This window comes from Pseudoalteromonas sp. CuT4-3, from assembly GCF_035666335.1.
Lineage (GTDB): Bacteria > Pseudomonadota > Gammaproteobacteria > Enterobacterales > Alteromonadaceae > Pseudoalteromonas > Pseudoalteromonas atlantica.
The window spans coordinates 492,978-514,936 of the sequence record NZ_CP142031.1; the positions used below are offsets into that span (position 1 = coordinate 492,978).

The window sequence follows — 21,959 nt, forward strand, 5'->3', positions numbered from 1 at the left end:
GTTGCCTTAGCGGTATTTGTTAAGTTCGAGGCGCGAAACCATGCCCATATGTACTTCGTCTGGGCCATCTGCAAGGCGTAAAATACGGCCCATTGCATTAAACGAGGCAATAGGAAAGTCGCTCGACACCCCAGCACCACCAAACACTTGTATTGCCATATCTGAGACCATTTGCAGCATATTAGGTACTACTACTTTTATGCTCGATATTTCGGTCATGGCGTGTTTAACGCCTTGAGTGTCTATTTTCCATGCCGCGTGCAGCGTTAATAAGCGGGCTTGATCTATTGCCATACGCGCTTGCGCTACACGTTCTAAATTACCGCCTAATTTAAGTAAGGGTTTACCAAAAGCGCTGCGCGATAGCCCGCGTTTAATCATGAGCTCTAAACAGCGCTCTGCTGCGCCAATTGCGCGCATACAATGATGAATTCGCCCAGGCCCTAAGCGCCCCTGTGCAATGGCAAAGCCTTTGCCTAACCCTAAAATAAGGTTTTGCTTTGGTACGCGTACGTTATTAAATTCCATTTCGCCGTGGCCGTAGGGGGCATCAAAATCGCCACAGGCACTTAGCATACGCTTAATGTTTACACCGGGTGTGTTTAGCGGCACAAGTACCATTGAATGCTGGCTGTGTTTATCGTTTTCGGGGTTGGAAAGCCCCATAAAAATAGCCACCTGTGCATTGGGATGACCAAGGCCGGTGGTCCACCATTTTTTGCCATTTAAAATGAGATCGTCGCCATCAACATCTATGGTAGCTTGCATGTTTGTCGCATCTGATGAAGCGACATCGGGCTCGGTCATGGCAAATACTGAGCGAATATCGCCATTTAATAATGGGGTTAACCACTGTTGTTTTTGTTCATCGTTTGCAAAATGATAAAGCACTTCCATATTGCCAGTGTCGGGGGCGTTACAATTAAATATTTCTGAGGCAAATAAGCATTTACCCATTTGCTCTGCAATAGGGGCGTATTCTAAGCAGGTTAAACCTTGTGCTAGTTCTGCATCGGGTAAAAATAAGTTCCACAGGCCAGCGGCTTTTGCTTTCGCTTTTAATGGCTCAATGTGCTCACTTAACTGCCAAGTGGTCCAATCGTTTGAATTATTTTTAGCATGGTTATGCGCAACTACTGCTTGCTCAATAGGCAATACGTGCTCATCCATAAAGGCAGTTACACGCTTTAGGTAGTCTTGGCTTTTTTGGCTTGGCTCAAAGTTCATTAGGGTTGCCTATTTATTTTTTAGTTAACCCAGCATAAAACATTCGCCTCAATGAATTAAATGAAATATATTACCAGTTAAGTGTGAATTATATTCATAGTATGAGCGGGTAATAATGATAGAAGCTAAAAATATTCAGCAGTTAGATTTAAATTTACTTAAAATATTTGAATGCCTATACCGTGAAAAAAACATGAGCGAAACCGCAAAGGTGCTGTACATAACGCCCTCAGCAGTCAGCCATGCTATAAAACGTTTGCGCACTGTATTAAACGATCCGTTATTTGAGCGCCAAGGGCAATTAATGCTGCCCACCCCTGCGTGCCAACGTATGGCACCCGAGCTAATAGATTTACTCGAAAAATTACGCCAAGTGCTACAAGCCTGCGGTGATTTTAATTTAGCGACCACTGCACAAACTTTTAAAATAGCCCTGCACGATGCAATAGAGCCTATTGTTTTGCCTAAATTGCAACTTGCACTGGCAAAACATGCTCCCAATGCAAGCTTAGCGAGCGTAAAATTAAGCCGTGAAGATATGCATAAGCAATTAGCTAATCATCAAATAGATATGGCAATTGATGTAGCACGGCCAATAAAAGCGCCCATTAGCCACGCTGTTCTCTCAAGCGATCACTTTTGTGTACTCATGAAAAAAAACCACCCGCTTAAAAACCAACTCAATATAGACAATTATTTAGCGGCTAAGCATGTGGCGGTATCTAACCGGGCAACCGGTACTGTTATTGAAGATATTGCGTTATTGCAATTGAGTTTTAATAGGCAGGTGGCTATACGTTGTCAAAATTATTTTGCCGCGAAAGAGGTAATAATAGACGCGCCATTTTTACTTACTTTACCTTCAATGGTTGCCAGTCAATTGCTAGACGACACGCTAATAGCACGGCCCGTGCCCACCACTATGCCTGCTATTTATCAGCATTTATATTGGCATCAGAGTACTGATAAAGACGATGCTTTAGTATGGTTACGTGGGCAAGTGCAGCATATTTTTAAACGTTAATAGCTATAAAAAAAGCGCCAAACTTAGTGAACTAAACTTGGCGCTTCGCGTTGTTTTTTTAAGCGTTTACAAGGCGTTTGTTTATAAACTTAAGCCCAGCAATTAATAACAGCGGCCTAATAAACATGCCAAGGCCATATACACCGCCTGTTACTGCGTATTCTGGCTTATTTAAAAAGCTTATAGCAATTAAAATAGCCAGCGATGCGTTTTGAATCCCTACCTCAATCCCAAGTGTTAGTGAATCGGTCAGATTAAGGTTTGAAAGCTTAGCTATGAGCAAGCCAATGACCATTGAGCCAATATTTAATGCAAGGCAGGCCCAAAATACAGCATCAAACGAGCTTGCCAGTAAGGCGCGTTCTTTTATTACTAACGCGGCTATCATGGCGAGCATAAAAAATAACGAAAAACGCCTAAAAAACGGCTCACTTTTAATCGCAAATTCGCTTTTGCGAGGTGGCGGTAATGGTTTCAAGCTCACTTTTATTTATTTTTTGCTCGCCAGCTTGTGCCATACCCACGCTTAATGCGCTGAGCGTAAATAAAGTAAGTGTTTTTTGTTTTAAAAAAGCAGGTTTTAAACGTGTATGTGATTGTGTGTGTTCAGTTGTCATAGCTGCAACTCCATTATATAGGTTATTTTTATTGGATAATTTTGCTTCTATTTCATACTGACGAGTCTTAAAATAAATAACAGTGATGTTTATTTATTCAACACTATTAGTAATATTTATAGTTAAGCGAAAAAGTGTTGTGTTAAATGGGGTTATAGCGGGTTTAAAGCGGGTTAAAAAATACCAGTGGGTTATCGGTTTTATTAGCGATTGCCGAGCTTGGAGTGTTTGCTGCATTGATAAAGGCGGTAAGCTGTGGTGCATTTTCGCAAAAAATAATATCCAGTGCTAAACGGTTTTTGCCGTATAAGCCTCGGTGAATCATATTGGCTGAAAACAACAGTAAATCTCCCGCATTAAGTTTAATAACTTTGCCTGTAGTTAGGTTATCGCTTGGCAGTTTATTATTTTTTGCAAAACGTACATTTAGCTCCTCTGGTGTATCCCAATTTTTATGCGAGTGGGGCACAAGCTCTATGCCTGGCTCGTCTTCAAAGGCTAACCGGCAGTGCACTACGTCGGGCCCGTTTAACGCAGCTTGTTGCTCTTGCACATTTAAATGGTATTGCATATCGCGATGCCAATAATTTTTTTGTGTAACATTTACGGGATTAAAAAATAACTGAGTATTTAAAAACAGTGGCTCACTAATCGCCTTTTTTACACGCTTAATTAATTTGTTATCAGCTATTAAACTAAATAAGGCTTCGTTTTGCTGCGCCGTTAAATACTCCTATTTGTTATGCCTGAGCTATTAATGGCACGGGATTTATAAAGCTCACGGTTATTAGCCTTCCACTTTGTATGGAAGCTTAGGGCGTGTTGAACTTTGATGGTTGAATTTGCAGCAGTGTGTTTGGTTTTTAGGCAAGGCAGAGCCTATGAAGTGTGGTTATTCCACATAAATAGGCGATAACGCAGCATAAATGCCAAACATGCGCTGCCCTTTGGGTTCTGTCTAGGGGCGATAAACTCTTTGTTGCTCGGTTTTTACTTAGCCCACTAGGTTACAAACCTCGCGCCGCGATTTAATCGCCCCTAGATTGAACAAATTTCAATCCGCAAAGATCAACACGCCCTAATTGCTGGCTTAATTTTATTTAGCTCTTTGGTACTGTAAAGCCCCTTTACAAGCATATAACCGTTTGATTTATAACTGTTCATTGTGGTTCTTTATTTAATATTGCAGCAACGCGCCCAGCAAGTTCTGGCAGTACATCTTGTGCAAACCATGGGTTCTTTTTAAGCCAAATATTATTGCGTGGGCTTGGGTGTGGTAGCACCAAATGCTCCGGCCAATATTCACGCCACGATTTTACTAACTCGGTTAAGGGCCTGTTTTTAGTATGCGGTAAATGATAAGCCTGCGCGTATTTACCAAGCACGATTGTAAGCTCTAAATTTGGCAGAGCGGCTAGTAATTGCGCTCTCCAAGCGGGTGCACATTCTTTACGCGGGGGTAAGTCGCCCGACTTACCTTTACCAGGGTAACAAAATCCCATAGGTAAAATAGCTATTTTTTGCGGATCATAAAACTCATCAACACTTAGCCCAAGCCATTCGCGTAGGCGGTTTCCGCTGGCATCGTTAAAGGGCTTGCCAGTTTCGTGTACTTTTATGCCCGGTGCTTGGCCGGCAATTAAAATACGCGCATTGGCATTAAATTGTATAACGGGGCGAGCACCTAACGGTAAATGAGGTTCACAGATCACGCATTTACTAACTTGCTCAATTAAATTGATCGGATCCATATAAATTTGGCCTTAAATGCTTAAATTTTGTTCTAAATGGCCATTTAGACCTAATGAGTTGGTAAAAAATCGGTTTATTTTACTCAAATTAGTTATTAGTTGGTAAAATCGTGATCTCACTTGAAAGTAACAACTAATTATTTGATATGTTTATTGTTTTTCTGACCATACGGCAAATTCGTTACCACTCGGCTCGGTAAAGTGAAATCGGCAGCCACCGGGGAACTCAAAAATAGGTTTTACTATTTTGCCGCCATATTGCGCTACTTTTTTAAAGGTTGCGTGAATGTCGTTACTGTAAAACACCAGCAGTGCGGCCCCATGTTGAGTAAGTGATTTAAGCGGTGCTTTAAAAAAGCCACCATCAAGCCCTTGGCCGCTAAATGCCGTATACTCTGGGCCATAGTCGGTAAATTGCCAGTTAAACACGTTAGTAAAAAAGCTTTTTGTAGCTGTTAAATCGCACGCGGGAAACTCTACATAATTTAGTTTTTCGTGGTTGCTCATTTTAAATTTACTCTTTGGCTTGCCAGTATTGACCACTGTAAACCTTCGTAATTAGCTAAGCAATAACCGTAAAACAGCAGAGATCAGTATTTTACTAACATGCTAGGCACTAATGTTAAATTAACTAGAATATACAAATGAGAATCGCTATCTTTTGTATTTGTAAGCTTTATAATAACGCCTTATTTTTATTCTCGTATTTGAATAAGGGATTTGTTAACTATGCAGGCACCTCTGCACATAGCACCTTTTACAAAAACTAACCTAGCTGCGCTTTTAAATGTGGCCCAAAGCTATAGAGTGTTAGTATTTTTGCGTTTTATTATTGCCATAGTGGGTGGTTATGCGTTTACCTCAGCGTGTATTTCATTATTAAGTGTACTGCTGCCCATTCCTAAGCAAGATGCCGTATTACTGTGTGTGTCTATCAGTATTTTAATTTACGCCGCAGTGTTTATTTATGCGTTTTCGGTTAAGTCGTTAAAAACTGTTTGGATCAGTATTTTACTAAGTACAGGTTTTTTTGTTGCTGTATTGGCATTACTGAAGGGTTGGCTATGAAAGACAGTTTTTTTAGGTCGATGACCTGGCTACATACCTGGGTGGGCTTACTTACCTGTTGGATTATTTACGTAATATTTTTTGCAGGCACAGCGAGCTTTTTTAGAGACGAAATAAATCTGTGGAATCAACCGGCTATACACAATGTGCAAGCCCAAACCGACAGAGTGGCCGCGCAAAGGCAGCAAATTATTAATGGCTTTGATTATTTAAATCAGCACGCTGCAAATTCCCCTAGTTGGCGTATTACCTTGCCCGAAGAGCGTATACCGTATTTAGTATATGGCTATGCAAAACCTAAAGAGCCAGGGCAGCGCCGCAGCCAGTTTGTAAATACCCAATTAAACCCGAACACCATGCAAGCGCTGCCTCCTTTTGTTGAAAGTAAAGGTGGTAACTTTTTTTACCGGTTGCATTATCAGCTTTATTATTTAGATGCCATAACAGGTCGCTGGGTAGTGTGTTTTGCCAGCTTTTTTATGCTGCTGGCAATAATTTCGGGCGTGGTTATTCATAAGCGCATATTTAAAGATATGTTTACTTTTAGGCACAATAAAGGGACTCGTAGCTGGTTAGATGCGCATAACTTAAGCTCGGTACTTGCCCTGCCGTTTCATTTAATGATTACCTACACAGGCATCATTACACTTATATTTATGTTGTTCCCCTACCCTGCGTTAACGACGTACGACAAGGGTATGCGTGGCTTTTTTAACGATATAACACCTAGCAATAACGTGACTAATAACGCCCAAGACAGTGCAGAATTGCTCCCTATAAACACTATTTTGGATCAAGTTTATACCAAGTGGCCTAGTGCAGATATTACGCGTGTTCAGGTTAGTAAACCGAATATGGCCGCTTCAACAATAACGGTATTGGTGAGCCCTGCAAAGGCGCTTCGCGATCAATCTCCGCGGCTTTTGTTTAGTGGTGCTACGGGCGAGTTAGTTGCACAAACTGATGACGAACTTAGCAGTAGTAAAGCACTTTATGAATCACTTAACTCTATGCATACAGGGCGCTTTGCTACGCCTTTACTGCGCTGGTTATACGTACTTGGCGGAATTGCAGGCTGCGTAATGATTGGCTCTGGCTGCATAATGTGGGCTAAACGCATACGTGAGCGTAATAAGGGAAAAGCCTCATTTGGCTTACAGTTAGTCGAAGGTTTAAACCTTGCCACCATTATGGGTTTACCACTGGCTACTTGCGCCTTTTTTATTGCCAATAGATTACTTAGTCCAACCGTAGCAGGGCGTGGTGAAAAAGAAGTTACAGCGTTCTTTTTAGCATGGTTAGTGGTTGCCGTTATGGCACTTTTAAAGCGTGATAGGCTGCAATGGCGTGTAATGGCAGCCATAAATGCCCTCGCGTGTTTGAGTGTACCGGCAATAAATGCGCTTACCACACAGGGCAATATAGTGAGCTACTTACTTAATAAACAATGGGCCTTGTTTATTTTCGATGCGGTATTTTTACTGTTTAGCATACTGTTTTTAGTACAAACCGAAAAATTACGTACTGCTTCTAGCGCATCTAAAAAAACAGCTAATAACCTAGCCGATAATAAAAAGAGGCAAAAAGCATGATTGATTTACTTAGCTTTAGCCTCTGTTTGTTTGCTTTTAATGGTTTTGCTTTGGCAAAGCCAGCGCATTTTAAAACGGTGTTTACAAAGCGTCCCTCTAAGCTGCAAAGTAATTTACTGCTAATAGTTGCTTGGATCAGTATTTTACTAAGCTTATTGCTCTGTGTGGTTACGCAGCAGGGATACGGTGCTTTACTGTTTTGTGGCTTTATGGGGGTAAGTGTATTAATTATAACGATTTTTTATAATTTTATAGAAAAGTTGATTAAGCCATTTAGCTTTTTAAATATGTTACTGATTGGCTTATCAGGGCTATTACTGGCAGTAAATTCACTTTAGTTAGTAAAAACCTGATCCAAAGAAAGCCATTAATTTTAGGCAAAAAAATGGCAAGCTATAAAGCTTGCCAACAATAGGGGGATATTCAGTATGTCCAACACTTGCATGTCTCGTTGCAAGTGCAGCTAATATAGCCCGAACATATTTAACTTACCTTACAGTGAGATGATCATTTTATTACAGCTGTAACAATCATTTGCTCAACAACTGTAAAGCCCCTTTACATAGCTAAGCATCCTACTGTTTCACCCAAATAATTTGCTCTGTAGCAAAGCCTAGTTTGTTTGCTTTAGCTATAAAATGTTGTTTAAGCTTGTCACTAACGGTAGGTGTACGCGATAAAAACCATAAAAAGTCGCGGTTATAACTTGTAATAAACGCATATTGGTAGTCGTCTTGGTCTAATTCAAAAATAACGTAAGCACCATAAAATGGGCCAAAAAACGAGACTTTAAAATGGCCTGTGTCAGTCCCTTCTACAAATTTAGCTAAGCCCTGTGCTTCATCCCACTTTTGCTCTTTAGTTATAAAACCTTTGTTGAGCACTTTTACAGTGCCATCGTCGTTTACTGTGTAAGTCGCGGTTACTTGCTCCATACCCTCTTCGAATGAGTGATCAAGGCGGGCAATTTCGTACCACTTACCTTTGTACTGCTCTAAGTCAAAGTTTTTAACCGGAGTAATGCCCTCAGGTGCGCTTGTGCAGGCGGTGAGTAAAAATAACCCTGTAATGAGTAAAATAGTCGTAATGGCCTTCATGAAAGCTCCTTTTTAAAAGTGATGTTGTTTGTACGGCTCTAAGCCAATAAAGTTTGCTAGCCGATTAAAATAAATTGCTATAGGATCAGCTAAATACTAGAGCAATTAAAAGATTTAAGCATGAAAATATGGGTAGATGCCGACGCATGCCCTGTGGTAATAAAAGAAATACTTTTTAGAGCCGCTGAGCGCACGCAAACACCAACCATTTTAGTAGCTAACCATGCAATGCGCATTCCGCCTTCTAAATTTATAAGCCGCGTACAGGTTTCGAGCGGGTTTGATGTGGCCGATGACGAAATAGTAAAACGCGTAGAAAAAGGCGATTTAGTTATTACTGGCGACATACCGCTTGCCAGTGAAGTTATAGATAACGGCGGCCAAGCACTTAACCCGCGTGGTGAGCTTTACACGCCAGAGAATATTCGCTCGTTATTAAACGTGCGCGACTTTATGGATACCATGCGCTCAAGCGGCGTAGAAATGAGTGGCGGGCCACCACCGCTTAGCCAAACCGACCGCCAAAACTTTGCCAATAATCTCGACCGTATTTTAGCGCAAAAAAAGGCGAGTTAGTGTGAGTGAGCAACTAATTGGCTTAGGTGAGCAAGCCTTTAGCGTAGCCGTTTATGTGGCAAAAGCGCCGCCTATGCCCTACTTTGCAACTCTACAAAGTGTTGAGCCTGTAATAAACGAGCAAATAAATACCATAAACCACCACTGTGGTAATGGCTGGCGTAAAGTGTTTAATGTATACGCTAAAGTGTTGTTTGCGCTACCGAGTGAGCATTACAGCTTTGCTAAACAAGCCGCTAGCTGGCAAGCTTATCGCGATACACTTTTACTGCAAAAAAACAGTAAAACAGCGCTGTTATTTAGTGCGCCCATCATTAACGGCACAAATAAAAACCAACTGCATATTATTGCTGGGCGAACCCATGCTAAAAACTTATTACAGCAAGGTAAGCTTAATGCGCAATTTAATTGGTTAGACGATGAGTTTGCAATTGATACAACGAATAACATTATTGTGTGCCCGTATTTTGATTACCGGCAGTTAAGTAATATTAAAATAGCCCGATTAAGCGAGCTAGTTGCCAAGCTTAAAACATCTAATTAAAAATGTAAGGACTCAACATGGCGGGAATTTTAGAGCTAAATACGTTATTAAAATCAATGAACCCCGAGCTTAAACAAGGTGAATACATATTTTGTTGTTTAGCAGGCAACCTTGCCGACTACGTTCATTTAAACCCACTTGCCAGTTACGTTGAAGAAGAAGGCCTAACCCTTATTTTAAATGCAGATACCGCCGATAAAGCAGGTATTACGTATGAAGCTAAATATAATTTAATTACCCTTAATGTGCATTCAAGCCTTGAGGCTATTGGATTAACCGCTGCGGTATCGGCCAAATTAACCGAGCATAATATTAGCGCTAACGTAGTAGCTGCGTTTTATCACGATCATATTTTTATACAAACCGATAAAGCGCAGGCCGCGATGAAAGCACTTGGTGAGATTGGTTAAAGGTAGTTGATATAAACCAGATCTGAGTAACACGTATTTAGTGGGATGCGCCCTATGCTTATGTAAAACACAAAGCCGATATTGCAGTATCGGCTTTTGGTATTAATTAGTTTTGATTGCAAAAGTGGTGCGCTACAGGCTCAATTTTTACTGTATCGCCTGCATTTACTACCACGCATTGCGTGTTTTTATCGAGTTTTTGCTTTTGAATAATAGTAAATTCGCCTTCGTTAGCTGCGTATAAATTGAATTGATAGGCATCGTTACCGCCTTCAAATAACGCGGTAAATAACCCTCCCACTAACCCACCAATTATTGCTCCGCCGAGCATTTCTTCGCTGTTGCCATCTAAGTTATCGACAAAGCCGAACCCGGCGCCAGCTGCTATGCCTGTGCCTACTTCAGATGAAAGTGTGACGGGTTGTATTGATTCTACCGATGCGTAGTAACGCTTAATAATTTGGTTTTGATTGTTTCGATCTACCCCTTGTGATGCGCAGCCTGATAGGAGTAATACCGCGATAAGATACTTTTTCATGTTGAGTCCTTGTTAATATTTAATAGGGAAATAATAAGTAGCAACGCATATAAAAGATGTGAGAAGTTTGTTTGTTGCTGTCAGGAAATGTAAGGGTGTGCATAAAATAAAACACCGAGTATGCATACTCGGTGTTTTGGGTTATGTTACTTAAATTTTATACTATTAAACAACGTATCCGCTAAAACCGAGCGCTTTAAAATAAAGCTTAGGAATACCGTATTTGCACTCGTTAAGTAACTCGCTAAAGCGCATTCTATCAAGTGGGTAAAATTCACTGTCTAAGTTTTGAGCTGTGTAGGCTTGCCCTGCATCACTTAAGCCTAAATCGGCACACACAGTAATTTGTGCTTCGCGCTCAAAGTCGGTTTCGGGTTTCATTAAATCGCTAATAAATAAGTTTGCGCCTTTATTTAAATTAGCTTTAATATTTTTTAATAGCTGCTTTTTGCTGCCGTCGTCTTTTAAAAAGTGCATTACGAGTAGGCATAGCGCCGCATCGGCCTTAGTTGATAGCTTATCAAGCTCGCCTTCAATAACAATAACGCGCTTTGATATGCCGTGCTCTTCAAACGCTTGTTTAGCAATTGCGAGCATATCACTTGAGGTATCTTGCGCGGTAAATTGCCAAGTAGGGTTAAGCGCGGCAAGAGCGAGTATTTCTTTGCCTGTGCCTGCGCCCACGACTAAAATGTGTGCGTTATCTTTAAGGGTTGCTTTAAGTTGAGCATTAGTAAGTTGGTGCAATAGCTCATAACCAGGGACTAAACGGGTAATGCGGTCGTTGTAATGCGTTGCTTGCTCGCCTGTGAATGTTGGCATTTTTTAACTCCTTTATAAGACTTCAACAGTGGAGTATCCACCACTTTTTTTACTTACATGTACTTGCGTGGCTACGCGTTCACTCATTTCACTCACATGTGATATAACCCCTACTTTACGGCCTTGTGCTTGTAATGAGTCGAGTGCGTCCATAGCAACGCTGAGTGTTTCGCTATCTAACGTACCAAACCCTTCGTCAATAAACAAAGAGTTGATTTGCACTTTATTTGAAGAAAGGGATGCAAGCCCTAATGCCAGTGCTAGTGATACTAAAAATGATTCACCACCAGAGAGCGTATTAACAGAGCGTTGTTCGTCGGCCATATCGCGGTCAATAATGGCTATATCGAGCGATTGCGCAATGGCAGTGAGCTCGTAGCGTTTATTGAGGGTTTTTAAATGGCTGTTAGCATAATGCAGCAATATTTTAAGGGTTTGTGTTTGCGCTAAATTACGCATGGTTTTACCGGTTGCATCCCCTAATACTTTATTAAGCACGTGCCACTGCTCTACCTGCTTTTTAAGGGTAGCAAGTTCAGCGTGTTTGCCCTTAAGTGCTGTGGCGTTTTGATTGTGTTGCTCAAGCGCGGTATTAGTGCCAAGCAAACTATTTTGTAGCTCAGTTTGTTCATTGGCTAAGGACGTTTCTTGCTCTGCTAATTGGCTTTCGCTTTTTTCGGGCTTGTTAGTATTTTGGTGATCTGTTTGCGCCTTTTGCTGTTGCTTAAGCGCTGCATTTGCGTCTGTAAGTGCTGCTAAACGCTGCTCAAACTGCATTAATTGCTCTTTTATTTGCTCACTAGTCAGAGTTAGTAAAATAGCGATCTGTTCGTGATTTGCCTCGCTATACTGCGCTTTAAAGTCGTTAAACCAGGCATTGTAGCGCTCTTCAAGTGTACTTTGCTCTTGAATTTGCTCTGCCAAGCGCTGCTCAATGTTTTTGAGTGTTATAGCGTGCTCATCGCGTTTTTTAATTGCGCTGTCGTGGGCTTGTTGGCTTGTATGTAACTCCTTTTGGCACTGCTCAAGCTGCGCATTAAGTTTTGCTTGGTAATCATCGGCACTTAATGGCTCGTTGTTAAATAAAGCAAGGCGCTCTGTGCGTGTGGTATTTTGCAGTTGTTGCGCTTTGGCTAAATCGTCGTTTAAAACTTTAAGCGCTTGCTCACTTTTAGCAATTAACGGTGTGAGTTGCTGTAATTGCTGATTAGCGCTGTCTATTTGTTTTTGACTTTGTTCAAGCTGAACTTGTGTTTGCTGGTACTGCTCAACCTGCTGGCTTAAATCGCTCATATTAAGCGTGTTGTTTTGCAATTGCTGCCAAAAGTCACTGTGCTCAAACTGTGCGTTAAGGGTGCTGGTAAGCTCGTTAACTTGCGTATTTAGCTCTGCATGTTTAGTGTTTATTTGGCCAAGCTTATTGGTTAATTCAACATGCTGATTATGCAATTGCTGCTGTGTATGTTGCTCGGCTTTTAAGTTATTTATTAGCTGATTTACTTTTTCTTGCAGGGCTGTTTGCTCTTTTTGCGATTCAAAATAGTGCGATTTTTGACTGCTGAGTTGGGCGTATGTTTCATCAAGCTGCTGTGCTGTTAAGTCGTTAAGCTCTGTACGTGCCCCTTGCATTGTTGTTTTAATTTCTAGCTGCTTTGTCTGTGCGCTCTGTATGGCTTGGCTGTATTGGGCGTGCTCAGTGACAAGTACAGCATGTTGAGTTTGGTGCTGGTGCAGCTTAGCTTGGGCGCTATCGTGTTGCTGCTTAGCTTGGTTATAACTTGTTTCAAAATCGGCTATTAGGTTATTTAATTGCGGGCTTTGGCTGCTTGCATACGGGTGCTCTTTTGCCCCGCACACTACACATGGCTCGTTAGGGGTAAGCTGCGTGCGTAAATGCTCTACGTTTTCGCTGGCACGCAGGCGAGCTTGATTTAATGCGTATTCACTGTGTTTAAGTGCTTGCTCGCAAGAGGCTAAGCTTTGTTGCAATGTTGTTTGAGTTTGCTCACTGTGTACAAGCTTGGCCGCAACCGCCGCTTGTTGCTGTGTGCTGTGTTTTATTTCTTGATTAAACTGCTGGTAGCGCAAACGCTGATCTTTTAAATATTCAATATTTTTAAGTTTGCTATCGCATTGTTCAATATTAAATTGGCGTTGTTGCTCACTTAGCTGGTTAAGAGCTTTTTGTTGATGCGCAAGTTGTTGCTCTTGCAGCTCTACTTTTTTAGTTTGCTCAGCTAACAGCGCCGCTTGTTTAGTTTGCTCTTCTAACAGCTGTTGGTTTTGCGAAGCGGTTGCCTTTATTTGCTCATTGGCACTTAAATACGTATTAAAGCTATGTTGGTAATAATTCCAATCATTAGCCAATGGTTTAAGCTGCGTGTGCTCGTTTAGCCACGTTTGATGCCCTGTGCTGAGTTTGTTTGCCTCATCGAGTGCATGTTGGCTTTGCGTATACTGCGTTTGTAATTCGCTAAGTTGCTGCTGCTCTTTTTCGCTTTGCTGAGTCAGGCTTGTAATGGTTTGTGCGTGTATAGCAAGTTGGCTGTCGAGCTCGCGGGCTTTTGCAATAATTGGCTCTGCCGTTTGCTTTTGCACTTGCGCTGTTTTTAACTCGCTTTGCTTTGTTGTAAGTGTTGCGGCCTGCTCTTTTATAAGCGCTGCATGGTCAATCGCTTTTAAATCGCTTATTTGCGTACTAAGTACTTTGTTTTGCGCCGTTAAGTACTCATGACGTTTGCGGTTGTCTTTTATTTCAAGGGCGCTTTGTGCTTGTTTAGCTTGCTCACTTTGCTTTGCTATTGCATCAAGCTGTTGTTGTGCGTGTTGTTGCTGCTTTATTGCGTGTTCTAGTGCCTGCGATAAGCTAGCTGCTTGCTTATACCAATTTAAGTTTTGCTCTGTTGCTGCATGCGTTTTTTTAGTTTGCTCAATTTTTTTAAGTAACTCATCGCGCAGGGTTTGTTTAGCACTTAATTCGTCATCGCTTAATAGGGTGTAGCTTGCAAGGCTTGCATTAAGTAATTCATATTGATCTTTTAGCGCTTTATTACGCTCAAAAATACGTTTACCAATTAAGCTAAATTTATCGGTGCCGGTTAAACACTCTAAAAGTTGTGCGCGTTCATCCCCTGTGGCTTTTAAAAAGGCTGCAAACTCGTGCTGTGCTAACAATACCGCGCGGGAAAACTGCTCAAAGCTTAGCCCTATTTTGTTTTCTACTTCTTTTATGGTTTGGCTTTTATCGGCTATTAGGGTTTCATCGGGCAAGGTTAGTAACGTATGCTCAGCCACTTTTAACTTGCCTGTTGCCTTTTTGTGGGTGCGGGTAATAACGTAGCGTGCGCGATATAATTGTTTATCTTGGCCAACAAAATCAACTTCAGCAAAGCCTTCCCATTTGCCTCTGCGCAGTAAGTTACGCGCATCGTTTAGCTTTATGCTGTCGCCGTTAAAATCAATTAAGTTGCCTTTATCGCCTTTTAAGCGTGCTGTCTTAGTATAAAGCGCTAAACAAATAGCATCTAAAAAGGTACTTTTACCTGCGCCTGTGTCGCCGGTTATTGCAAATAAACCCGCGTCTTTTAGTGGAGCTTGAGTAAAGTCGATTTCGGCATCGACTATTGAGGCTAAGTTGTGAATACGAACTGCGGTTATTTTCATAGTTGCTCTTGCTCCGTCAGCTCACTTATTACATCGTTTAACAGTGTTTTTAGCTCATCTGGTACAGCTTGGCCGGCCATATCTTTATCGTTTGCAAAGGCTTGTTCTAATAAGTTTAATGGGTTGAGCATTTCAATTTCACTTAAATCTTCAAATACGGCGCTGTTATCGCTTGTTATGGTTTGTTCTCGTACCCGCTCAATGCCGCAAAATTTTACGTGTTTACCCTCAAGTGCCTGCTCTATTTGTTCTCTAAAGGTGGTGTCGGTATCACTTGATTTAAGTTTTACGCGTAAATAAGGGGCAATAGTATGTTGTGATGTATCGAGCGCTTTAATTTGCTCGCATAAGTTGCTTAATGGCACGCACTCCCCTTTTGGTAAAATAATTACTTCAGCAGAGCGTGGAATGTAAAGGGGGTTTACAGATGTGCTAATAGTTTGTTTTTCAACACTTTTAAATTCTACTATATTAACTTGGTGCGTGTAGTTACGCTCTGAAAACGACATAGGAATAGGCGTACCGCTGTAACGAATAACGTCTTTTTTAGCGACTTGCTGCGCTTTGTGTAAATGCCCCAGTGCTACGTAGTCTGCCTTGTTACCAAATACATTGGCCGAAATAGACTCCTCCCCACCAATCACTAAATTACGTTCTGAGTCACTTGAAATATCACCGCCTTTGGCATGTAAATGCCCCATTACAATTAACGGCGAATTTTGCGCGTTAATGCTATAGGCGTGATCAAGGGCAAGCCTGTAGGCTTTTTCAACGCCTTGTGCGTAACTAGGGCCGTTTTTAGTATGACTAAGTGAACTTATATCGCTGGTACGTAAAAAAGGCATAGCGACGATTACAGCGCGTTTATTTTGCGTATTTATTTCAATCACGGTATTGGCTGGGTCGGTTACTTCAAAGCGCCCCACTACATGGGTGTCAAACTGAGCAAGTAAGGGCTGCGCCGCTAATATACGATTGGCTGAGTCGTGGTTGCCGGCAATAATAACAACATGCAATTGCGGGCAACGCTTTTTAGCATCTTTTATAAATTGGTAGAGTTGGTTTTCGGCGCTGGCACTGGGTGTGGCTGTATGATAAATGTCGCCTGCAACTAAAAGTATATCTATGTGTTGCTCTACTAGGGTGCTAAGTAGCCAAGTAAAAAATGCAGCGTGCTCATCACGGCGGTCATGTTCATAAAATTGTTGGCCTAGGTGCCAATCTGAGGTGTGGAGAACTTTCATATCGCGCTCTTAAAAAACCATAAGAGCGCCAATATACCCAAGGCAAGTAAAGATGCAAGCCTCGGGAGGGCTTTAGTTTAGGTAAAACTATATATAGCAATAATAATGACAGGAAGCGCTAACAAAGCCATACCTAGCGGCATTTTTAAACTTTTAGTTTGCTTTGCTTGCAATGCTTTTATGGCATTCGTTTCGTTACAGGCGGCTACTTTATCAATATAAAAATAACCTGAGTCTAGATACTGCTTACAACTTTGCTGATTTGCTGGAATGGCTATTAGCTCTTGTTGTTTTTTTAGGATATAAAAATCCATACACCCACCACATTGCTTACTGGTAATAAGTACATATTTGAGAATAATTGTAACGATTTTATTATGCTCAAATAAAAAAAGTGGGCGATTTTAAATATAAAATGCACTAAATATCAACCTAAAATTTCACTATTTTTAATTTATCGTATAAATAGTTAATATTAGTGAGATCACGGCAATATTTGCGCCAATTATTAGCCACTTTTTACTGTGTTTTTGTTCAGTAGATAGGCGTTTTAGTGCATCTTGCTTATTGCATGCCGACACCACATTAACATACGAATATTGGTTTGATTCGTAGCGCTCTAGTAAGTCTTTATCAGCAGGGATAGCTTCGAGCTGATGATCTTTTTTTACAATGTAAAATTTCATATCGGGCTCCTTTAGTTTAAATATGCTGCTTAATTTGTATTGAACCTGAGCGCATTAAAACCGTGTAAACACTGCTAACGCTATAAATTTTAGCTCAATTAAAACAACATATTTTTGCACCTTAATTTAATCCTAAGCTAATGGCATGAATTAGGCCTGAACCCTTATAAATACTGCGTTTGTACCTTAATTAATACACATCAACTAGCTGTGAAGTGTAAACCCCCTTTACAGTTTTAAAAGCGGCTTAATTTACTGATTAAAAAAGCATGTTAAAACAACGTGAATATTACCGTGTTTAATGGGCGGTTGGTCGCTAATTAATTGAACAAAAATAGTAACTTTGTCAAAGTACGCTCACAAAATTCCACTAGGACTCATAATGAAAAAAACAGTTCTTACGCTAAGCGCGTTTGTGTTGCCTCTGGCAATGTCGAGCGCTGTGTTAGCGTCATCCGTTGAGCAAACTAAAGGCTCATTCGTTGATAAGTTTCGCCAGTTAGACGAAGCGCTTCCTACCCCAAATGTTTATCGTAGTGCCGCAGGTGAGCCAGGCGAAAAATACTGGCAGCAACGTGTTAATTACGACATAGGTGTAAAGCTTGATGAAAAAAAGCGCCGCTTAACAGCAAGCCAAAGCATTGAGTATAAAAATAACTCGCCGCATACACTTAAATATTTGTGGTTACAGTTAGATCAAAATATTTTTAAAAGCGACTCAATTGCCGAAATCACAAAAACGTTTAAAAGCACGCTAAATAGTTTACCTGCACAAAAGCCGGCTAAATTAAGTTTAGGTGAGCTACGCCGTCAACAATTTATGAGCGACAACGAGTTAGGCTATACAATTAGCAATGTAAAAGATGACAATGGCGATGAACTGCGCGTAACTGTTGTTGATACGCTAATGCGTATAGATTTAAACGAGCCGTTAAAACCAGGCAAAGAAGCTGAGTTTAGTATGAACTTTGCTTTTAACATTGTTGAAGAAGATGCCGTAGGTGCGCGTTCTGGTTACGAGCACTTTGAAGAAGATGGCAACGATATATTTTTACTTGCGCAGTGGTTTCCGCGTTTAGCTGCTTACACCGATTACGAAGCATGGACAAACAAGCCGTTTTTAGGCCGTGGTGAGTTTACACTTGAGTTTGGTGATTACGATGTAGAAATTACTGTACCTGCTGATCATATTGTATCGGCAACAGGTAAGTTAGATAACGCAAGCAAAGTGCTTACTCGCACGCAGCGTAACCGCTTAGAAAAAGCTGAAACAGCAAAACGCCCTGTATTTATTGTTACTGAAGAAGAAGCGTTAGAAAACGAAAAACAAGGTACCGATAAAACAAAAACGTGGCACTTTAAAGCAGAAAATGTGCGTGACTTTGCGTGGGCGTCGTCGCGTAAATTTATGTGGGATGCAAAGGGCTACCAGCAAGGTGGCGATGAACAACCTTTAGTGATGGCTATGTCGTTTTACCCTAAAGAGGGTGGCGATTTATGGAAAAAGTATTCAACTGAATCTGTAGTACATACAATGGAAGTGTATTCTCGCTATTCATTTGACTACCCATACCCTGTAGCTCAATCGGTAAATGGCCCTGTAGGTGGTATGGAATACCCAATGATCACTTTTAATGGCCCACGTACAGAGCTGCAAGATGATGGCTCGCGCACTTATTCTCAAGCTGAAAAACGCTTTTTAATTGGTGTGGTTATTCATGAGGTTGGCCATATTTACTTCCCTATGATTGTAAACTCTGATGAGCGCCAATGGACCTGGATGGATGAAGGTTTAAATAGCTTTTTAGATGGCGTTGCAGGGCGTGAATGGGACCCAACTATACCGTGGGGTGTTGAGCCGCGCGATATTGTAAGCTACATGAAATCGCAAAACCAAGTACCTATTATGACGCAGTCAGACAGCGTACTACGTTTAGGCCCTAATGCTTATACTAAACCAGCTGCGGCACTGAATATTTTACGTGAAGTTATTTTAGGCCGTGACTTATTCGACTTTGCGTTTAAAGAGTACGCACAGCGCTGGAAATACAAGCGCCCTACTCCAGCAGATTTTTTCCGTACGATGGAAGAAGCCTCGGGTGTTGATTTAGATTGGTTTTGGCGCGGCTGGTTTTACAGCACCGACCATGTAGATATCTCGTTAGATAAAGTGTATCAATTACGTTTAGATACTAAAAACCCTGATATTGACTTTAAACGCTTACGCGATATAGAAGCAGACAAACCAACATCACTATTTGTTAAGCGCAACCGTGAAGAAGGTAAGCAAACTTGGGTTGAAAAAAATCCAGATATTACCGACTTTTACGATGAAAACGACCGCTTTACTGTTACCAATAAAGAACGTAACGCGTACAACAAGTTTTTAAAAGGCTTAGAGCCGTGGGAGCGTAAAACGCTAGATCGCGCGCTTGAAGAAGATAAAAACTACTATGTTATGGAGTTTTCAAATCTAGGTGGCTTGGTAATGCCTATTTTATTAGAGCTAACTTATGAAGATGGCACAACCGAAGAGCGTTACATTCCGGCTGAAATTTGGCGCCGTAATCACAAAAATGTACAAAAGCTTATTGTTACAGATAAAAATAAGCCATTGGTATCGGTAAGTGTTGACCCTCGCTGGGAAACAGCTGATGTAGATGTTGAGAACAACAACTACCCTCGTCGTATTATTCCTTCACGTATTGAAGTGTATAAAAAGAAAAAGAGTAAAGCGAAAGTAAGTCGAGATATTATGCAAGACATTAAAACTGAGCTTAAAAAAGACGAGAAAAAAGATGGTGAGGAGCAACAATAATGCGCTTTTTGCTTATTATTGTTTGCCTTTTAGTTGCTGCGCCAAGTATGGCGCATCAACTAAAGTCATCGGTTACTACGGTGCTTTTTAATAAACGTACTAACAATATTGAGCTTATGCATCGCTTTTATTTACATGATACTGAGCATGCTGTAGCGCATTTATTTAATGGAAAAGCCGATATCATTAGCAACAAGGCCGACCAACAACGTTTTGTAGAGTATGTTGAGTCGCATGTTGCGCTGCAAACCTTAAAGGGTAAGCCATTAACGCTTAGCCAAGTAGGTGCGCAAATTGATGGAAAGTTTTTTTGGGTGTATCAAGAAGCTCCTATCCCAAAAGGGATTGAAGGCATAAAAATGAGTAACGGCGCACTGCGTGACTTATGGCCTTCTCAAGTAAATATGGTAAACGTAGAAGGTAAAGGCAAGATTAAAACCCTTCACTTTACCCAAAACGATACCTGGCTCGAGGCTAAGTTCGAGCAATAAGTACTTCCCCAACCTACGCGCACTGCAGTTTATGTGCGCGTATTCTCCTTTTGTTTATGCTGTGTTCATTTTTGATCTGTTATTACTAGCTGTTCGTAGAATTTTAGTAATTAATTGGTGTTTATAAGGCTAAGTAATAGATAAGTGAATACTTTTCTAATAATTTGTTTGATAAACATTTGCTAAATTATTCTCATGAAGTAGAGTCATTATGTGTACACATGTTGTATTGATTTTTACCCCATTCAAGGAATGATATGAAAGCTCAAGTAGAGGCTATTCAAGGAGTTATATTTGATTTAGATGGCACTTTAGTATCGTCTGAGTTAGATTTCTCTCTTATAAAAGCACAAATAGGTTGCCCATGCGAGCAAGACTTACTTGATTATATTGCCCAGCTTCCATCGCCCTACATGCGTGAAGAAGCGATGAATATAGTGCATCAGCACGAGCTGCAAGACGCTCAGTTTGCCACTATATTGCCAGGCGTAACCGAAGCCGTTAACGCCCTTAAAGTTAAAAATATTCCTATGGCTATTGTTACCCGCAATTTTGATAAAGCGGCAGCAATAAAGCTACAAAATAACCCGCTACCTATCGAAACGGTATTAACCCGTAGCGATGCCCCAGCCAAACCCGATCCCAGTGCCTTAAATGCAATTGCCACGCTTTGGAATATAAACGCCAGCAACTTGTTATACGTAGGGGATTTTTTATACGACATTCAAGCAGCACATAATGCAAATATGCGCGCTTGTTTGTACGCGCCAAACGCGGTGCCTATTTATGCCGACCAAGCTGATTACGTTTTACGTGAATTTACAGAGTTAGTTACTTTAGTCGAAAGTTACTCACAAAAAGTAGAGTTATGTTAAATAGCGCATACCTTTTATTGTTGCGTAATTACTCCTGTATTATTTGCATAGGCTCGGCCTTATTTATTTAGCAAATAGGTTGTTTTAAATTCAGTTTGTAAAGTTCAACAGACCCTAGCCCAATAGGGTTTGAATTGGTAAAATATGGCAAAATTAACGTATTGATTAGAGGCACAAGATGGGCAGAGCATTTGAAGTCCGTAAGAGCTCGATGGCTAAAACAGCCAACGCTAAAACTAAAGTTAACTCAAAGTACGGTAAAGAAATTTATGTTGCCGCTAAAAATGGCGAACCAGACCCCGATGTCAATCAATCACTGCGTCGTCTAATTGAAAAAGCAAAAAAAGACCAGGTTCCTGCTCACGTAATAGAAAAAGCAATTGAAAAAGCGGCCGGTGGGGCAGGGGAAGATTATTCTCCCGCACGTTACGAAGGCTATGGCCCAGGTAATTGCATGGTTATTGTTGATTGCTTAACCGACAACCCAAACCGTACAATTAAAGACGTACGTTTACCGTTTACCAAAACAGATTCAAAAATTGGTACACCGGGCTGTGTTGCACATATGTTTGATCACCTTGCTGTACTTGGTTTTGCCGGTGACGATGACGAAGTGGTACTTGAAGCACTAATGGTGGCCGACGTTGATGTAACCGACGTTGAAGTTGAAAATGGTAAAGTGTCGGTATTTGCACCCCATACTGAGTACTATAAAGCGAAAACAGCGCTTGAGGAAAACTTTGAAGGGATTAACTTTGAAGTAGATGAAATTACGTTTGTTCCGCAAGTGCATGTAGAAATTGAAGATGAAGAAGTTATTGCTAATTTTGACAAGTTCATCAACATGCTTGAAGACTGTGATGACGTTCAAAACGTGTATCACAATGCAATAATTAAAAATTAATTTAGCGCTAGG

Annotated in this window: 22 protein-coding genes and 2 pseudogenes; 11 read left to right on the forward strand and 13 right to left on the reverse strand. The window is 40.9% G+C overall.

Going from position 1 to position 21,959, the window contains the following annotated elements; translation table 11 throughout:
- Window positions 1-6: 6 nt before the first annotated feature.
- The gene (locus VOI46_RS19135; protein ID WP_004586256.1) at window positions 7-1,227 is read right to left on the reverse strand and encodes an acyl-CoA dehydrogenase family protein; all 1,221 of its coding nucleotides are present in this window, start codon (window positions 1,225-1,227) and stop codon (window positions 7-9) included.
- Window positions 1,228-1,342: 115 nt separating this feature from the next.
- On the opposite strand from VOI46_RS19135, the gene VOI46_RS19140 reads away from it, so the two are divergent.
- Window positions 1,343-2,251 (forward strand): LysR family transcriptional regulator, encoded by a 909-nt coding sequence (locus VOI46_RS19140; protein ID WP_004586255.1) that lies wholly within the window; start codon window positions 1,343-1,345, stop codon window positions 2,249-2,251.
- A gap of 58 nt (window positions 2,252-2,309) precedes the next feature.
- Here VOI46_RS19140 and VOI46_RS19145 read toward each other — a convergent pair.
- From VOI46_RS19145 to VOI46_RS19165, 5 genes and pseudogenes are all read right to left on the reverse strand, one after another.
- Window positions 2,310-2,705, reverse strand: a pseudogene (locus VOI46_RS19145) (bile acid:sodium symporter family protein); the annotation flags it as partial.
- Window positions 2,686-2,868 (reverse strand): hypothetical protein, encoded by a 183-nt coding sequence (locus tag VOI46_RS19150; RefSeq protein WP_004586253.1) that lies wholly within the window; start codon window positions 2,866-2,868, stop codon window positions 2,686-2,688. The pseudogene VOI46_RS19145 and the gene VOI46_RS19150, both read right to left, overlap by 20 nt.
- A 163-nt stretch (window positions 2,869-3,031) precedes the next feature.
- Window positions 3,032-3,568, reverse strand: a pseudogene (locus VOI46_RS19155) (phytanoyl-CoA dioxygenase family protein); the annotation flags it as partial.
- A 460-nt stretch (window positions 3,569-4,028) separates the two neighbouring features.
- A complete protein-coding gene (locus tag VOI46_RS19160; RefSeq protein ID WP_004588279.1) occupies window positions 4,029-4,619 on the reverse strand; it encodes a uracil-DNA glycosylase family protein in 591 nt (196 codons plus the stop codon).
- Between the two features lie 150 nt (window positions 4,620-4,769).
- Window positions 4,770-5,126: a VOC family protein gene (locus VOI46_RS19165; protein ID WP_004588278.1), complete on the reverse strand. Its 357-nt coding sequence runs from the start codon at window positions 5,124-5,126 to the stop codon at window positions 4,770-4,772.
- Between the two features lie 222 nt (window positions 5,127-5,348).
- Here VOI46_RS19165 and VOI46_RS19170 point away from each other — a divergent pair, with 222 nt between their 5' ends.
- From VOI46_RS19170 to VOI46_RS19180, 3 genes are read left to right on the forward strand one after another with little or no spacing between them, the layout of a single operon-like run.
- Window positions 5,349-5,687, forward strand: coding sequence for a hypothetical protein (locus VOI46_RS19170; protein WP_004588277.1), 339 nt, complete (start codon window positions 5,349-5,351; stop codon window positions 5,685-5,687).
- Window positions 5,684-7,279, forward strand: a complete 1,596-nt coding sequence (locus VOI46_RS19175; protein WP_004588276.1) for a PepSY-associated TM helix domain-containing protein — start codon at window positions 5,684-5,686, stop codon at window positions 7,277-7,279. The genes VOI46_RS19170 and VOI46_RS19175 overlap by 4 nt, the downstream gene beginning before the upstream one ends.
- Window positions 7,276-7,617 (forward strand): DUF3325 domain-containing protein, encoded by a 342-nt coding sequence (locus VOI46_RS19180; protein ID WP_004588275.1) that lies wholly within the window; start codon window positions 7,276-7,278, stop codon window positions 7,615-7,617. Before VOI46_RS19175 ends, VOI46_RS19180 begins: the two co-directional genes overlap by 4 nt.
- 237 nt (window positions 7,618-7,854) lie before the next feature.
- Here VOI46_RS19180 and VOI46_RS19185 read toward each other — a convergent pair whose 3' ends face one another.
- Entirely contained in the window at window positions 7,855-8,376 is a 522-nt protein-coding gene (locus VOI46_RS19185; RefSeq protein ID WP_004588274.1) for a lipocalin family protein, read from the reverse strand.
- A gap of 120 nt (window positions 8,377-8,496) precedes the next feature.
- On the opposite strand from VOI46_RS19185, the gene VOI46_RS19190 reads away from it, so the two are divergent.
- From VOI46_RS19190 to VOI46_RS19200, 3 genes are read left to right on the forward strand one after another with little or no spacing between them, the layout of a single operon-like run.
- On the forward strand, window positions 8,497-8,952 hold the full coding sequence (locus VOI46_RS19190; RefSeq protein ID WP_004588273.1) for a YaiI/YqxD family protein: 456 nt from the start codon (window positions 8,497-8,499) through the stop codon (window positions 8,950-8,952).
- Between the two features lies 1 nt (window position 8,953).
- Window positions 8,954-9,496 (forward strand): hypothetical protein, encoded by a 543-nt coding sequence (locus VOI46_RS19195; RefSeq protein ID WP_004588272.1) that lies wholly within the window; start codon window positions 8,954-8,956, stop codon window positions 9,494-9,496.
- 17 nt (window positions 9,497-9,513) lie between these two features.
- Window positions 9,514-9,906: an ACT domain-containing protein gene (locus tag VOI46_RS19200; RefSeq protein ID WP_004588271.1), complete on the forward strand. Its 393-nt coding sequence runs from the start codon at window positions 9,514-9,516 to the stop codon at window positions 9,904-9,906.
- 106 nt (window positions 9,907-10,012) lie between these two features.
- Here the strand turns inward: VOI46_RS19200 and VOI46_RS19205 are convergent, their stop codons facing one another.
- From VOI46_RS19205 to VOI46_RS19230, 6 genes are all read right to left on the reverse strand, one after another.
- Window positions 10,013-10,444 carry a hypothetical protein gene (locus tag VOI46_RS19205; RefSeq protein WP_004588270.1) on the reverse strand — a complete coding sequence of 144 codons (432 nt, stop codon included), beginning with the start codon at window positions 10,442-10,444 and terminating at the stop codon, window positions 10,013-10,015.
- Window positions 10,445-10,609: 165 nt separating this feature from the next.
- On the reverse strand, window positions 10,610-11,266 hold the full coding sequence (locus tag VOI46_RS19210; RefSeq protein ID WP_004588269.1) for a class I SAM-dependent methyltransferase: 657 nt from the start codon (window positions 11,264-11,266) through the stop codon (window positions 10,610-10,612).
- A gap of 12 nt (window positions 11,267-11,278) precedes the next feature.
- On the reverse strand, window positions 11,279-14,929 hold the full coding sequence (locus tag VOI46_RS19215) for an AAA family ATPase (RefSeq protein WP_324738286.1): 3,651 nt from the start codon (window positions 14,927-14,929) through the stop codon (window positions 11,279-11,281).
- Window positions 14,926-16,173, reverse strand: a complete 1,248-nt coding sequence (locus tag VOI46_RS19220) for an exonuclease SbcCD subunit D C-terminal domain-containing protein (protein ID WP_004588267.1) — start codon at window positions 16,171-16,173, stop codon at window positions 14,926-14,928. Before VOI46_RS19220 ends, VOI46_RS19215 begins: the two co-directional genes overlap by 4 nt.
- Before the next feature lie 77 nt (window positions 16,174-16,250).
- Window positions 16,251-16,487 (reverse strand): hypothetical protein, encoded by a 237-nt coding sequence (locus VOI46_RS19225; protein ID WP_004588266.1) that lies wholly within the window; start codon window positions 16,485-16,487, stop codon window positions 16,251-16,253.
- A gap of 135 nt (window positions 16,488-16,622) precedes the next feature.
- The gene (locus VOI46_RS19230) at window positions 16,623-16,859 is read right to left on the reverse strand and encodes a hypothetical protein (protein WP_004588265.1); all 237 of its coding nucleotides are present in this window, start codon (window positions 16,857-16,859) and stop codon (window positions 16,623-16,625) included.
- Window positions 16,860-17,241: 382 nt separating this feature from the next.
- On the opposite strand from VOI46_RS19230, the gene VOI46_RS19235 reads away from it, so the two are divergent.
- From VOI46_RS19235 to VOI46_RS19250, 4 genes are all read left to right on the forward strand, one after another.
- The gene (locus VOI46_RS19235; protein ID WP_004588264.1) at window positions 17,242-19,677 is read left to right on the forward strand and encodes a M1 family metallopeptidase; all 2,436 of its coding nucleotides are present in this window, start codon (window positions 17,242-17,244) and stop codon (window positions 19,675-19,677) included.
- Entirely contained in the window at window positions 19,677-20,168 is a 492-nt protein-coding gene (locus VOI46_RS19240) for a DUF6702 family protein (protein WP_004588263.1), read from the forward strand. The genes VOI46_RS19235 and VOI46_RS19240 overlap by 1 nt, the downstream gene beginning before the upstream one ends.
- A gap of 257 nt (window positions 20,169-20,425) precedes the next feature.
- On the forward strand, window positions 20,426-21,043 hold the full coding sequence (locus VOI46_RS19245) for an HAD-IA family hydrolase (protein ID WP_004588262.1): 618 nt from the start codon (window positions 20,426-20,428) through the stop codon (window positions 21,041-21,043).
- Window positions 21,044-21,221: 178 nt separating this feature from the next.
- On the forward strand, window positions 21,222-21,947 hold the full coding sequence (locus VOI46_RS19250) for a YebC/PmpR family DNA-binding transcriptional regulator (protein ID WP_004588261.1): 726 nt from the start codon (window positions 21,222-21,224) through the stop codon (window positions 21,945-21,947).
- Window positions 21,948-21,959 lie beyond the last annotated feature (12 nt).

Excerpts from the sequence above, each read along its gene's own strand:
- VOI46_RS19240 (WP_004588263.1), top strand. The coding sequence starts at position 19,677 with ATGCGCTTTTTGCTTATTATTGTTTGCCTTTTAGTTGCTGCGCCAAGT.
- VOI46_RS19215 (WP_324738286.1), bottom strand. The coding sequence starts at position 14,929 with ATGAAAATAACCGCAGTTCGTATTCACAACTTAGCCTCAATAGTCGAT.
- VOI46_RS19245 (WP_004588262.1), top strand. The coding sequence starts at position 20,426 with ATGAAAGCTCAAGTAGAGGCTATTCAAGGAGTTATATTTGATTTAGAT.
- VOI46_RS19220 (WP_004588267.1), bottom strand. The coding sequence starts at position 16,173 with ATGAAAGTTCTCCACACCTCAGATTGGCACCTAGGCCAACAATTTTAT.
- VOI46_RS19165 (WP_004588278.1), bottom strand. The coding sequence starts at position 5,126 with ATGAGCAACCACGAAAAACTAAATTATGTAGAGTTTCCCGCGTGCGAT.
- VOI46_RS19135 (WP_004586256.1), bottom strand. The coding sequence starts at position 1,227 with ATGAACTTTGAGCCAAGCCAAAAAAGCCAAGACTACCTAAAGCGTGTA.
- VOI46_RS19160 (WP_004588279.1), bottom strand. The coding sequence starts at position 4,619 with ATGGATCCGATCAATTTAATTGAGCAAGTTAGTAAATGCGTGATCTGT.
- VOI46_RS19235 (WP_004588264.1), top strand. The coding sequence starts at position 17,242 with ATGAAAAAAACAGTTCTTACGCTAAGCGCGTTTGTGTTGCCTCTGGCA.
- VOI46_RS19190 (WP_004588273.1), top strand. The coding sequence starts at position 8,497 with ATGAAAATATGGGTAGATGCCGACGCATGCCCTGTGGTAATAAAAGAA.
- VOI46_RS19175 (WP_004588276.1), top strand. The coding sequence starts at position 5,684 with ATGAAAGACAGTTTTTTTAGGTCGATGACCTGGCTACATACCTGGGTG.
- VOI46_RS19210 (WP_004588269.1), bottom strand. The coding sequence starts at position 11,266 with ATGCCAACATTCACAGGCGAGCAAGCAACGCATTACAACGACCGCATT.
- VOI46_RS19250 (WP_004588261.1), top strand. The coding sequence starts at position 21,222 with ATGGGCAGAGCATTTGAAGTCCGTAAGAGCTCGATGGCTAAAACAGCC.
- VOI46_RS19180 (WP_004588275.1), top strand. The coding sequence starts at position 7,276 with ATGATTGATTTACTTAGCTTTAGCCTCTGTTTGTTTGCTTTTAATGGT.
- VOI46_RS19140 (WP_004586255.1), top strand. The coding sequence starts at position 1,343 with ATGATAGAAGCTAAAAATATTCAGCAGTTAGATTTAAATTTACTTAAA.
- VOI46_RS19225 (WP_004588266.1), bottom strand. The coding sequence starts at position 16,487 with ATGGATTTTTATATCCTAAAAAAACAACAAGAGCTAATAGCCATTCCA.
- VOI46_RS19170 (WP_004588277.1), top strand. The coding sequence starts at position 5,349 with ATGCAGGCACCTCTGCACATAGCACCTTTTACAAAAACTAACCTAGCT.
- VOI46_RS19150 (WP_004586253.1), bottom strand. The coding sequence starts at position 2,868 with ATGACAACTGAACACACACAATCACATACACGTTTAAAACCTGCTTTT.
- VOI46_RS19230 (WP_004588265.1), bottom strand. The coding sequence starts at position 16,859 with ATGAAATTTTACATTGTAAAAAAAGATCATCAGCTCGAAGCTATCCCT.
- VOI46_RS19200 (WP_004588271.1), top strand. The coding sequence starts at position 9,514 with ATGGCGGGAATTTTAGAGCTAAATACGTTATTAAAATCAATGAACCCC.
- VOI46_RS19205 (WP_004588270.1), bottom strand. The coding sequence starts at position 10,444 with ATGAAAAAGTATCTTATCGCGGTATTACTCCTATCAGGCTGCGCATCA.
- VOI46_RS19185 (WP_004588274.1), bottom strand. The coding sequence starts at position 8,376 with ATGAAGGCCATTACGACTATTTTACTCATTACAGGGTTATTTTTACTC.